Consider the following 11,356-nt stretch of genomic DNA (forward strand, 5'->3'; position numbering starts at 1 on the left):
CGTCGCTCAGAAATAACTAAAATCAGCTATCGGCTTTTCCGGAGCGGTAATACCAATATGAAGCATACCGTCAGCGTTTTTCTGTTGCTCGCCACCTTTTGGCTGATCAACTCAGGCTATTACAAACCGCTGTTGCTGAGCTTTGGCTTGTTTTCCGCGATCTTTGTGGTCTATCTGACGCACCGCATGGATGTTGTTGATCATGAGTCCCACCCCCTCCACCTGTTCAATATCAAGTTGCCGAGTTATTACATTTGGCTGGTGGGACAGTTGATTGTCAGCAATATTGATGTGGTCAAGCGCGTCTGGTCAGGCCGAAACAGTATTTCTCCCTGTGCTGCGTGGCTTCCACTGAGTCAGGTCACAGATATCGGGCGGGTGATCTACGCCAATTCGATTACCCTCACACCGGGCACGGTGGCAATGGATTTGGAAGACGACCGGGTCTATGTGCACGCGTTGAGTCGCGAGGGACTGGAAGTTTTACGCGCTGGCGAAATGGATCGCCGTGTAAGTGATTTGGAGCGATAGGACCGATGGTATTGACGGTAGTCGCAATTGCTCTGATTGTCGTGATGGCTATGGCCATCGCCCGCGCTCTGCTTGGCCCGACCATTTACGATCGCATTCTGGCGGTTAACCTCTTTGGCACCAAAACGGTTCTGCTGATCGCCGTTGTCAGCTATATCGTTGGGCGTCCGGACTTTCTCGATGTTGCCCTGATATACGCGCTGATTAACTTTATCAGTGTGATCGCGGTGTTGCGGTTTTTCGAATACGGCTCGGACAACGTAAGCGACAAGGTGGGTGAAGATGGCTGAGTTGGTAACGCTATTGGGCTCGCTGTGTCTGTTGCTCGGTGCCTTTCTGATTTTTTCCGGCGGTTTGGGTGTTTTGCGCTTTCCGGACTTTTTTACCCGCATGCACGCCGCGGGGGTGACCGAAACCATGGCGGCTACCCTGATTGTGTTGGGCTTGATGTTGCACTCCGGTTGGGGCCTGCCACTGTTCAAGCTTTTGCTGATCTTGCTATTTGTGATGATTACCGGCCCTACGGCGAGTCACGCCCTGGCGAAATCGGCGCTCCACGGTGGTCTGCGGCCGCTGGGCGATAATTCGAATAACGAGCGTCATTAGTCGGGAGTTTTTGTCATCGGTACGCTGCTTGATATATCCGTTTTAACCCTGCTTGTAATCGTGGCGTTGGCCATCGTGCGGGCGCGGGATCTGTTTGCCACAGTGATGTTGTCTGGCATTTACGGTTTGCTGTCCGCAAGCTTTTTTATACTGATGGATGCGGCCGATGTCGCCTTCACGGAAGCCGCCGTGGGCGCAGGCATTTTCCCCTTATTGATGCTCACGGTGTTGTCCAGTGTCGGGCGCTACGAAGCCGAAGGGCGGCGTATTCGGTTTTTCCCGCTGTTATTGATGCTGGTACTTGCGGTTGCTCTGTTTGCGGCAATGCTGCAGATGCCACCTTTCGGATATGTCGATGCGCCTTCGCACGGCCATGTTGCGCAGCGCTATATTCACGACTCGCCGGATGAAATCGGTATCCCTAATATGGTGACCAGCGTGCTGGCCAGCTATCGGGGCTTCGATACGCTGGGCGAAGTAGTGGTGATCTTTACCGCGGCGGTTGGTGTGGTGGTCATTCTGTTGGGCGGTCGCCCGAAAACGCCGCAGCAGTCTACGCAGGCGTTGATGGCAGAGCACAAAGTGCTGCGAATTGTCGGGAAGATGCTGATTCCTTTGATTCTATTGTTTGGTCTGTACGTGCAATTCCACGGTGAGTACGGGCCGGGCGGGGGCTTTCAAGCCGGGGTTATTTTTGCGGTCGGCATCATTCTCTATGCCATGCTCTTTGGGCTCAGTAATGCCCAGCGGGTGGTGCCGCTTGGTGTTCTGCGCTGGCTTGTCGCGCTGGGTGTCTTGATCTACGGCAGCGTCGGTCTGGCCAGTTTTTTAAATGGCGGCGAATACCTGAACTACTCGGTGTTGGCGAACGATTCGGTCACCGGGCAGCACATCGGTATTATTCTGATTGAGTTGGGTGTCGGCATCACTGTGGCCTCGGCCATGGTGCTGATCTTCTTTGCGTTTACCCGCGCCACTCGCAGCCGCGACGAGCTGGAGGAATGATGGCGGATTACTATAACTATCTGGTTGTGGTGCTGTTGATGACACTGGGTCTCTACATCGTCATGACACAGGGCAACCTGGTCAAAAAATTGATTGGCCTAAATGTTTTTCAAACCTCCGTTTTTATTTTTTATATCAGCACGGCCAAGGTTAATGGCGGCACCGCACCAATAGTGATCGACGGGGCTGAGCTGTATTCGAACCCCTTGCCGCAGGTGTTGATTCTCACGGCCATTGTGGTGGGGATTGCTACCATGGCGTTGGCGCTGGCGCTGGTGCTGCGTATCAAACGCGCCTACGGAAGCGTCGAGGAAGATGTGATACTGGAACAGGATAAGCCGTGCTGAACCATCTTGCTGTTCTTCAGGTTGTCGTCCCGCTGCTTGCGGCCCCAGCCTGTCTGATTCTGGAGCGGGCCCGCGCGGCTTGGCTCTTTACCTGTCTGGCCTGCCTGCTGTCGCTCGGTATCAGTATTGCCCTGTTTTTGCAGGTCCAGGCCAGTGGTCCGATCAGTTATGCAATGGGGGGCTGGGAAGCGCCCTGGGGGATCGAGTATCGCATTGATGCCTTGTCGTCGTTTGTGCTGTTGCTGATCAATCTTGTTGCTGTAGCCGTGGTTATCGGTGCCAACAGCAGTCTAGTGGCCGAGCTGCCGGAATCCCGTCATTCTCCGTTCTATGTTCTGTTGTTGCTCTGCCATGCTGGGCTGCTCGGTATTGTTGCCACGGGCGATGCCTTTAATGTCTTTGTGTTTCTGGAAATTTCGTCACTGTCGACTTATGCGCTGGTGGCGCTAGGGCGTGATCGCCGGGCGCTGTTTGCCGCCTATCAATACCTGATTGTCGGCACCATTGGCGCAACCTTTTTCCTGATTGGCCTCGGCTTTCTCTACAGTTTAACGGGCACGCTGAATATGGCCGATTTGGCGCAGCGCTTGCCCGGGCTTGAGGAAAAACGCCTTGTGGCTGCGGCGTTTGCGTTTATTGTGATAGGCATTGCGCTGAAGCTGGCGCTGTTTCCGCTGCACGGCTGGCTCCCTGACGCCTATACTCAAGCGCCGTCGATGGCCACGGCTTTTCTCGCCGCCTCGGCGACCAAAGTCGCGCTCTATCTATTAATTCGCATGTACTTTGACGTACTTGGTCAGGAAGCGGTTAACGCCCTGTTCCCGATGGGAACGCTGCTTCTTGTGCTGGGCGCAGCGGCGGTGCTGCTGGCGTCTCTGGCGGCGATCCGGCAGGACAACGTCAAACGTATTTTTGCGCTTTCCAGTGTCGGCCAGATCGGCTATCTGGTCATTGGTGTGGGCCTTGGCAGTGCGCTGGGTTTGCAGGCAGCATTGCTGCACCTGTTTAACCATGCGCTGATCAAAGCGGCGCTGTTTATCGCGGTGGCGGCGGTGGTGTGTCGTGTTGGCGGTAGTCGATTAGACGATTTTCGTGGCCTCGGACGGGCCATGCCCTGGACGATGGCTGGTCTGTTGATTGGTGCACTGAGTTTGATCGGTGTGCCCCTGACGGCCGGTTTTGTCAGTAAGTGGTTTCTTGTACTGGCGGCGATGGAGGCGGGACTGTGGCCGTTGGTAGCGCTGGTGCTAATTGGTTCGTTTATTGCTCTGTTCTATGTCTGGCGGATTGTGGAAGTTGCCTATTTCCAGCAGCGCGACGGGGTGGCCATCAGTGAGGCGCCCCTGATGCTGCTGATTCCGCTGTGGGGTATGGCGCTGGCCAATCTGTACTTTGGTATTGATACGAGTCTCACCGTGGAGGGTTCCGAGCAGGCGGTGAACTTTCTGATGGGGAGTCGACCATGATGCAATCAGCGACTCATCTTTTATTGATCGCGTTGGTGCTGCCGCTACTGGCGGTTCCCGGTATTTTGCTGGCGCGAAACCATCCGAATCTGCGTGAAGCCATCTCCCTGCTGACCGGGGTTGCGTTGTTTATTGTCAATCTCTGCCTCTATCGCTTGGGTGAAGGCGGTGTGGTGTTGGTGGAGGTTTTGCCGAAGCTTGCCATCAGTCTGCAACTGCAACCGCTCGGGCTGGTGTTTGGTCTGGTTGCCAGCCTGTTGTGGCCGATCACCACCCTCTATGCCATCGGCTATATGCGCGGGCATGAGGAAGACAATCAAACCCGCTTTTATGTTTTCTTCGCGGTGGCGATTGCTGCGGTGATGGGGCTGGCCTACGCGGGCAACCTGTTTACCCTGTTTGTTTTTTACGAAATCGTGACCTTCAGCACCTATCCGCTGGTGACCCATGCCGGCACCGAAAAGGCGCTGAAGGGCGGGCGTACTTATCTGAGTTTGTTGCTGGGTACTTCCATCGTCTTTTTCATTCCGGCGATGATCGGTACCTGGTTCTTTGCCGGAACGCTGGAGTTTCAGCCGGGTGGGGTTTTCGGGGACGATGTTTCGCCGTTGGTTCTGTCCGTGTTGCTGGTGCTGTTTGCCTTCGGTATTGGCAAAGCGGCCCTCATGCCGTTCCATCGTTGGCTGCCTGCGGCAATGGTGGCGCCAACGCCGGTGTCCGCATTGCTGCATGCGGTGGCGGTGGTCAAGGCCGGTGTGTTCTCGGTAGTCACTGTAGTCGTGTATATCTTTGGCATTGAAACCGTTGCTCAGCTGCCAATCACGCCGTTTCTGGTGTATCTGGCGGGCGCCTCGATTCTGCTGGCCTCGCTGGTGGCCATGCGGCAAGACAACTTTAAATCCCGACTGGCGTATTCCACGGTCTCACAATTGGGTTACATCACCTTGGGCGCCTTTCTTGCCAGTGAGGCGGCGATTGCGGGTAGTTTGCTGCACATCGTGATGCATGCCTTCGGTAAGATCACGCTGTTCTTCTGTGCGGGCGCGATTTATGTCGCTCATCATAAAAGTCAGATCACCGAGCTTGATGGCATGGGTCGAGTGATGCCGGTGACCTTTATAGCCTTTACTCTCGGCGCCCTGTCTATCATCGGTCTGCCGCCATTGGGTGGTGTGTGGAGCAAGTGGTTCCTGATGCAGGGCTCGCTGGACAGCGGTTACTGGCTGATGCTGGCGGTGCTGTCGATCAGCTCTCTGCTCAATATTGTTTATCTGCTGGAAATACCGGCTCGCGCCTTCCTGAAATCGGCTCCCGAGGGCGCCACCTTGCAAGAAGCGCGCAGTACCTCGGTGCTGGCCATGACGATTACTGCCCTGATGTGTATCGCGCTGTTTATCTACGGCGGCGATCTCTATGAATTTATTCGCTCCGCGAGGCTCACCTGATGGCATCTGAACAACGCGATGAGCGGCAACGCTGGTTGGACCGCCCGGAAAACGTCACCAAAATTGTCAGGGCATTGTGGATTGCCTGCGGCGCGTTGGTGGTGGCTGAATTCTTTTATCACAAGCACCCTTATTTTGGCTTCGATGGCAGCTTTGCGTTCTACGCGATCTTTGGCTTTGTCGCCTACTGCGTCATCGTATTTTCCGCCAAGGGACTGCGTCGTGTGATCAAGCGGGACGAGGACTATTACAATGAGTGAGGTGTTGCTCAACCCTGCACTGCTGATGATGCTGGCCGGTTTGGTCGCGCTGGTGATTCCCAAGCGCGCCTTGGGCGTGTGGGCCGTCATTGTGCCGGTGGCGACGCTGGCCTTGTTGATTGCCTTACCCGAGGGTGTAGCGGGGCAGTTCACCGTATTTGGCATGGAATTGATCACCCGCCGCATCGATGGCCTCAGTTTTGTGTGGGCGGTGATCTTCCACATAGCGGCGATTCTCGCGGGTATCTATGCCTGGCATGTGCAGGATCGGGTGCAGCAGGTGGCTGCTCTGATTTACGCTGGAGCTGCCATTGGCGCGGTGCTGGCAGGTGATTTACTGACCCTCTTCCTCTACTGGGAGCTGACGGCCCTGTCATCGGTCTTGCTGATCTGGGCCTCGCGCAACCCGACGGCGACCAAAGTCGGCTTTCGTTACCTGATTATTCAGGTGATCTCCGGTTTGTTGTTGATGTGTGGTGCTTTGGTGATGCACCAGCAGACGGGCAGTATTGCCTTCGACCATATCGGTCTGGAAGGTGTCGCGGGCTGGCTGATCTTTATAGCTTTTGGCATCAAGTGCGCGTTCCCGTTTCTGCACAACTGGCTGCAGGACGCATACCCTCACGCCACGCCGACAGGCACGGTCGTGTTGTCGGCCTTTACCACCAAGCTGGCGGTATACTCGCTGGCGCGCGGCTATGCCGGCGAGGATCTGCTGATCACCATCGGCGCGATTATGACCGCCTTCCCGATTTTCTTTGCGGTGATTGAAAATGACCTGCGCCGGGTGCTGTCCTACAGCCTCAACAACCAGCTGGGCTTTATGGTGGTAGGTGTCGGCATCGGCACTGAACTGGCCATTAACGGCGCGGCGGCTCATGCCTTTGCCCACATCCTCTACAAGGCCCTGTTGTTTATGTCGATGGGCGCGGTGTTGTATCGGGTGGGTACGGTGAAAGCCAGTGAGCTGGGCGGACTTTATAAATCCATGCCCTGGACGACGGCGTTTTGCATTATTGGCGCGATGTCGATTTCTGCCTTCCCGCTGTTCTCGGGTTTTGTCACCAAGTCGATGATTCTTACCGCAGTGGCTTATGAGGGCCACTGGGTGATCTGGACAGTGCTGCTATTCGCCTCTGCCGGTGTACTGGATCACTCCGGTATCAAGGTGCCGTTCTTTACCTTTTTCTTCCACGACGCGGGTCATCGGGTTAAAGAGGCACCCTGGAATATGCTATTGGCGATGGGCATCACTGCCTTCCTGTGTATTGCGATTGGCGTCTACCCCGACCCGCTTTACGCCATACTGCCTTTCCCGGTGGACTACCATTCCTACACTGCAGCTCACGTGATTACCCAGCTGCAGCTGCTGTTGTTCGCGGCACTGGCCTTTGCGGTGCTGATGCGCAAGGGCTGGTACCCGGAAGAGATCAAATCCACCAATCTGGATTTCGACTGGGTCTATCGCAGACTTCTGCCCCGAATCACTGCAGCCACGCTGAACGGTGTGTGGGCTGTTGATCGCGCAGTGCGCAGTGCGGCAATGCGAGGGCTTGATGTTCTCGTAGCGAAGGCCAATCACACGCTCGGCCCCGGCGGGGCATTCTCACCCAGCCTGTCGACCGGTGCTATGGTGGTGTATGTTTCGCTGTTGTTAGCCTTTTACGTAGTGTTCAGCTTTTACTGGTCTGCTTAGTGGCCGTGGCCAGGGCCGGATTGGATTCTCGCTGGAGCTAGCCGAGGGTGGGGTAGGGAATAACCTGTAATCCTGTCGCTATGCCCTCTCCCGCCGGGAGAGGGTTGAGGTTATCGCCCCGAGATGCAAACCAAAAAAAAGGCTGCCATCAGGCAGCCTTTTTGCGGTGTCTCATAACTCAGGCCGTTGCGGCCTGCAGTTCCAGTGTCAGTACCCGCAGGCGTCGAGCCTGCATTTTCATATTGTACTCGAGCTCTTTCAGGCGGCTAGTCAGAGAAACCTCTTCCCATTTCTGCTGCAGACGCTCTTTGCTTTCGGTCAGTTGCTGCACTTTGTCCGCGTAGGTCTTCTGGCTCAGTTCCTTGCACTCAGCCAGACAAGCAGCAAACAATTGGTACTCATGTTCCAGAAAGGCTTTTACGGTGGTGACATCGACCGCTTTGGCGAGCTTGAGCTTTTCCTCGGCCCGCTTGAACTGCATGGCCACAATTGCGCGCTGAATCTTGAAGTCGGGCACCTTTTTCAGATCCCAGGTGAGGCCCAGCCATGAGCAGGTTTTGATCAGCCATTTAGTGGGGTCGAAGTGCCACCAGCGAATACCGTTGCGGTAATCGTTTTGAAAGATGTGGTGGTAATTGTGGTAACCCTCACCATAGGTGAAAAGGGCCAAAATATCGTTGTCGCGCGCTGAGTTCTCGTCGGTATAGGGCTGGCGTCCCCAAAAGTGTGCCAGTGAGTTGATGAAAAAGGTGGTGTGATGGCTGACCACCAGACGCAGGAACCCGGCGACCAGCAGCCCCGCCCAGACATCGCCGCACAGCCAGCCCACAAGCGCTGCCGGTATGACGTTCATGGCCAGGGCAATCTTCATGTAGTGGTTGTGCTGCCACATCACGATCTTGTCGCGCATTAGGTCAGGGGAGTTGGAAAAATCGTCACGGCCCGCTTCGTAATCTCGAATCATCCAGCCCATGTGGGAGAACCACAGGCCTTTCTTGGCTGAATATGGGTCGCGCTCGATATCGTCTACATGCCGGTGGTGACGACGGTGCCCGGAGGCCCAAATCAAAATGCTGTTTTGAAAAGCCGCGGCGCCAAACAGCGCGTAAAACAGGCGCAGTGACCAGTGTGCTTTGTAGGCGTTGTGAGCCCACAGTCGGTGGTAGCCGGCCGTAATGGACATGCCATTGGCGCCGAGAATGACGGCGAAGGCGAGCCACTGGCTCCAGTGGAAGCCAACGCTAAAGCCGTACCAGGGAACGCCGATTGCCGCAATGGCGAAGGTAATGGCGAACATCAGGGTTTGAGGCCAAAGAATTGGGGGTTTCTGTTCAGACATTGGTTTTATGGTCTCACTATCAGGTTCAGTCTATACAGCGAAGACTTCCATGATACCGAAAGGGTAACGAGGGGGATATAGGTGGATGTGCTCAAAATGGTTGTCATTTGGGTCAAGTACTCATCGTTAACAATGCAGAATCATTAACAATTTTTAGGTAAATCCAGCAGATCTTGTTGCACACTGGATACCATACCTAGCCCCAAGGAGTGTTCAGATGGCCTGGGATTTCTCGACCGATGATGCCTTTCGTCCCGCGCTGGACTGGATGCGCGATTTCGTTGATAACACACTGATTCCTCTAGAGCTTCTGCTTGACGGCCTGAATCAGGCTGAATTAGATGCGTTATGGCAGCCTCTCAAACAGCAGGTTAAAGACCGTGGCCTGTGGGCGCCCCACCTGGACAAAGGGAGTAGTGGGCAGCCTCAGCAACGCCTTGCGCTGATGCACGAAATTCTAGGTCGCTCTGAACTGGCGCCGGAAATTTTTGGTTGTCAGGGGCCGGACTCGGGAAATGCAGAATTGATCGAGGTGGGGGCTACCGAGGCTCAGAAAGAACGCTGGCTATATCCGCTGCTGCGGGCCGAGCGGCGTTCAGCATTCTGCCTAACTGAGCCGGAAACGTCGGGTTCGGATCCCACGGGCATTGCGACGCGCTGCGAGCGCGACGGCGATCATTGGGTGCTTAATGGTGAAAAGTGGTTTGCCTCCAATGCCTCAGTGGCGGATTTTCTGCTGGTGATGTGCGTGACCGACCCTGACGCACCTCCGCATAAACGTGCTGCAATGGTGGTGGTCGAGCGGGGCACACCGGGTCTGGAATTGATCAGGGATGTGCCAACCATGCACAACCCGCACCTTGCTGCCGACGATTTTCTGATGGATAGAATCGGCGGTCACACACATGTACGTTTCAATAATTGCCGCGTGTCGCACGATCATATGATCGGCGCACCGGGCGAAGGTTTTGTGCTGGCCCAAAAGCGGCTGGGCGGCGGCCGCATTCATCATGCCATGCGTATGATTGGTCAGTGCCATCGCGCCTTTGACACAATGAAGGAGCGGGCGGTATCGCGCCATACCAGAGGCAAACCACTGGCTCGGCAGCAGATGGTGCAGAACATGATTGCCGAAAGTTATGCCGAGATTGAAATGATCCGCTTGCTGGTCATGAAAGCGGCCTGGACCATGGATAATAAAGGGGCTTTTAGTAAAGAATCGCGCGCCGAAATAGCGGCGATCAAATATACCGCACCGCGTATTCTGCTGAGCGTGATTGACCGCGCGATTCAATTGCACGGTGCGCTTGGGTACAGCTGCGATATGCCGCTGGAAGGTATGTACCGCAGTGCTCGGGCCTTGCGGGTGGCCGACGGTGCCGATGAAGTACACAAGCAAAGTCTGGCGCGATTGTTGTTAGAGGATGTAACGCCAGTGGATGGTTGGCCCAGCGAGCACATCCCCAGCCGTAGGCGCAAAGCCAGAGAGAAGTTCGGCCATCTGATTACACAGGCAAAAGCGAGCGTGTCGTGAGCACACTGAAAGGAATTGAACTGAACGCTGTGACTGACTGGTTGGCAGCGCACCTGACCGGCAGCTATGCCCCCTATATATTTGAACTGATTGCCGCAGGTGGCTCCAACCTCACCTATCGCGTTACCGATGCCAGAGGGGAGGTGTTTGTATTGCGCCGCCCGCCGGTAAAAGGCGTGGTGGCCACCGCCCATGATATGAGTCGGGAGTGGCGCATTATGGATGCGCTGCACAGGCATTCGGATATTCCGGTGCCCGCCACGCTGGCCTACTGCGACGATGTCAGCGTGACTGGCGCGGCTTTCTACGTGATGGGCTTTGTTGACGGGCTGATCTTGCGCGATCGCATCAGTACAGATGGTTTGAGCAAGTCTCAGGCTCAGCGTGCCACGGAATCGCTGGTCGACGTGCAGGTGGCTTTTCATACGCTGGATGTTGACCAGATAGGGTTGGGTAATCTGGGCAAGCGAGAAGATTACCTGCAGCGCCAGCTGAAGCGCTGGCGTAAGCAGGCAGAGGCTGTAATGACCCGTGAGCTGCCTTTACTGGATGAATTACACAGCCTACTGGTTGCTCAGGCTCCGCCGTCACAGCGCGCTCCCGGGCTGGCGCACGGCGATTACCGGTTCGATAACTGTGTGCTGGATGCAACCGGCAAGGTGATCGCTGTACTCGATTGGGAACTGTGCACGCTGGGTGATCCGGTTGTCGATTTTTGCTGGTCCCGGCAGTATTGGGCAGAACCGGGTGACAAGCTGACGTTTTTGCAGAATCCGCCCACCTTGAACCCAATTTTTCCTAATCGCGCTACGGTGGAACAGCTATACGAAGAAAAATCCGGCTACTCTCTGGATGATCTGAACTACTACACGGCCTTTGGCTGGTGGAAAATGGCCTGTATAGTTGAGGGCGTTTATGCGCGCTTGAAAAAGGGCGCCAGTGGCGGCATGAAAACCGCGCCGGCGGAACAGGTGGGGGCGATGGTTGGGGCTTATCTGTACGAAGCTCAGCGGAGTTTACCGCAATAGCAGTGTCTGCGGTTTTGTCCGCAAAGCCTGCGTTTCAATCACCTCACCGCCTCAAATAAAAACAACAACAGAGAATGCCATGTCCAACAAACTCGTAGA

Annotated in this window: 12 protein-coding genes; 11 read left to right on the forward strand and 1 reads right to left on the reverse strand. The window is 55.5% G+C overall.

Annotated features, from left to right (window positions below; translation table 11 throughout):
• The 9 genes from ABYP39_RS13645 to ABYP39_RS13685 all read left to right on the forward strand — a co-directional run.
• A partial coding sequence (locus ABYP39_RS13645) for a Na+/H+ antiporter subunit E (RefSeq protein WP_372783055.1) occupies positions 1 to 531 on the forward strand: 531 nt, incomplete at its 5' end.
• Positions 532 to 536: 5 nt separating this feature from the next.
• The gene (locus ABYP39_RS13650) at positions 537 to 821 is read left to right on the forward strand and encodes a monovalent cation/H+ antiporter complex subunit F (protein ID WP_372750318.1); all 285 of its coding nucleotides are present in this window, start codon (positions 537 to 539) and stop codon (positions 819 to 821) included.
• Positions 814 to 1,137: a monovalent cation/H(+) antiporter subunit G gene (mnhG, locus tag ABYP39_RS13655; RefSeq protein ID WP_372750317.1), complete on the forward strand. Its 324-nt coding sequence runs from the start codon at positions 814 to 816 to the stop codon at positions 1,135 to 1,137. The genes ABYP39_RS13650 and mnhG overlap by 8 nt, the downstream gene beginning before the upstream one ends.
• A 60-nt stretch (positions 1,138 to 1,197) precedes the next feature.
• A complete protein-coding gene (locus ABYP39_RS13660) occupies positions 1,198 to 2,142 on the forward strand; it encodes a Na(+)/H(+) antiporter subunit B (protein WP_372750316.1) in 945 nt (314 codons plus the stop codon).
• Entirely contained in the window at positions 2,139 to 2,489 is a 351-nt protein-coding gene (locus tag ABYP39_RS13665; protein WP_372749402.1) for a cation:proton antiporter subunit C, read from the forward strand. The genes ABYP39_RS13660 and ABYP39_RS13665 overlap by 4 nt, the downstream gene beginning before the upstream one ends.
• Positions 2,483 to 3,955 carry a monovalent cation/H+ antiporter subunit D family protein gene (locus ABYP39_RS13670; protein WP_372749398.1) on the forward strand — a complete coding sequence of 491 codons (1,473 nt, stop codon included), beginning with the start codon at positions 2,483 to 2,485 and terminating at the stop codon, positions 3,953 to 3,955. The genes ABYP39_RS13665 and ABYP39_RS13670 overlap by 7 nt, the downstream gene beginning before the upstream one ends.
• Positions 3,952 to 5,400, forward strand: a complete 1,449-nt coding sequence (locus ABYP39_RS13675) for a proton-conducting transporter membrane subunit (protein WP_372749399.1) — start codon at positions 3,952 to 3,954, stop codon at positions 5,398 to 5,400. The genes ABYP39_RS13670 and ABYP39_RS13675 overlap by 4 nt, the downstream gene beginning before the upstream one ends.
• Positions 5,400 to 5,660, forward strand: coding sequence for a hypothetical protein (locus ABYP39_RS13680; protein WP_372749400.1), 261 nt, complete (start codon positions 5,400 to 5,402; stop codon positions 5,658 to 5,660). The genes ABYP39_RS13675 and ABYP39_RS13680 overlap by 1 nt, the downstream gene beginning before the upstream one ends.
• Positions 5,653 to 7,356 carry a Na(+)/H(+) antiporter subunit D gene (locus ABYP39_RS13685; protein WP_372749401.1) on the forward strand — a complete coding sequence of 568 codons (1,704 nt, stop codon included), beginning with the start codon at positions 5,653 to 5,655 and terminating at the stop codon, positions 7,354 to 7,356. The genes ABYP39_RS13680 and ABYP39_RS13685 overlap by 8 nt, the downstream gene beginning before the upstream one ends.
• A gap of 178 nt (positions 7,357 to 7,534) precedes the next feature.
• Here ABYP39_RS13685 and ABYP39_RS13690 read toward each other — a convergent pair whose 3' ends face one another.
• The gene (locus tag ABYP39_RS13690; RefSeq protein WP_372749685.1) at positions 7,535 to 8,695 is read right to left on the reverse strand and encodes an acyl-CoA desaturase; all 1,161 of its coding nucleotides are present in this window, start codon (positions 8,693 to 8,695) and stop codon (positions 7,535 to 7,537) included.
• A 217-nt stretch (positions 8,696 to 8,912) separates the two neighbouring features.
• On the opposite strand from ABYP39_RS13690, the gene ABYP39_RS13695 reads away from it, so the two are divergent.
• Together ABYP39_RS13695 and ABYP39_RS13700 are read left to right on the forward strand one after the other, a co-directional pair.
• Entirely contained in the window at positions 8,913 to 10,229 is a 1,317-nt protein-coding gene (locus ABYP39_RS13695; RefSeq protein ID WP_372783058.1) for an acyl-CoA dehydrogenase family protein, read from the forward strand.
• Positions 10,226 to 11,257: a phosphotransferase family protein gene (locus ABYP39_RS13700; RefSeq protein ID WP_372783060.1), complete on the forward strand. Its 1,032-nt coding sequence runs from the start codon at positions 10,226 to 10,228 to the stop codon at positions 11,255 to 11,257. The genes ABYP39_RS13695 and ABYP39_RS13700 overlap by 4 nt, the downstream gene beginning before the upstream one ends.
• The last annotated feature ends 99 nt before the right edge of the window (positions 11,258 to 11,356 follow it).

This window comes from Litorivivens sp. (assembly GCF_041625495.1).
In the GTDB taxonomy this organism is placed as follows: Bacteria; Pseudomonadota; Gammaproteobacteria; order Pseudomonadales; family Spongiibacteraceae; genus Litorivivens.

Bases quoted from the DNA above. Each gene is read 5' to 3' on its own strand.
- ABYP39_RS13650 (WP_372750318.1), top strand. From the start codon at position 537: ATGGTATTGACGGTAGTCGCAATTGCTCTGATTGTCGTGATGGCTATG.
- mnhG (WP_372750317.1), top strand. From the start codon at position 814: ATGGCTGAGTTGGTAACGCTATTGGGCTCGCTGTGTCTGTTGCTCGGT.
- ABYP39_RS13665 (WP_372749402.1), top strand. From the start codon at position 2,139: ATGATGGCGGATTACTATAACTATCTGGTTGTGGTGCTGTTGATGACA.
- ABYP39_RS13675 (WP_372749399.1), top strand. From the start codon at position 3,952: ATGATGCAATCAGCGACTCATCTTTTATTGATCGCGTTGGTGCTGCCG.
- ABYP39_RS13680 (WP_372749400.1), top strand. From the start codon at position 5,400: ATGGCATCTGAACAACGCGATGAGCGGCAACGCTGGTTGGACCGCCCG.
- ABYP39_RS13685 (WP_372749401.1), top strand. From the start codon at position 5,653: ATGAGTGAGGTGTTGCTCAACCCTGCACTGCTGATGATGCTGGCCGGT.
- ABYP39_RS13690 (WP_372749685.1), bottom strand. From the start codon at position 8,695: ATGTCTGAACAGAAACCCCCAATTCTTTGGCCTCAAACCCTGATGTTC.
- ABYP39_RS13695 (WP_372783058.1), top strand. From the start codon at position 8,913: ATGGCCTGGGATTTCTCGACCGATGATGCCTTTCGTCCCGCGCTGGAC.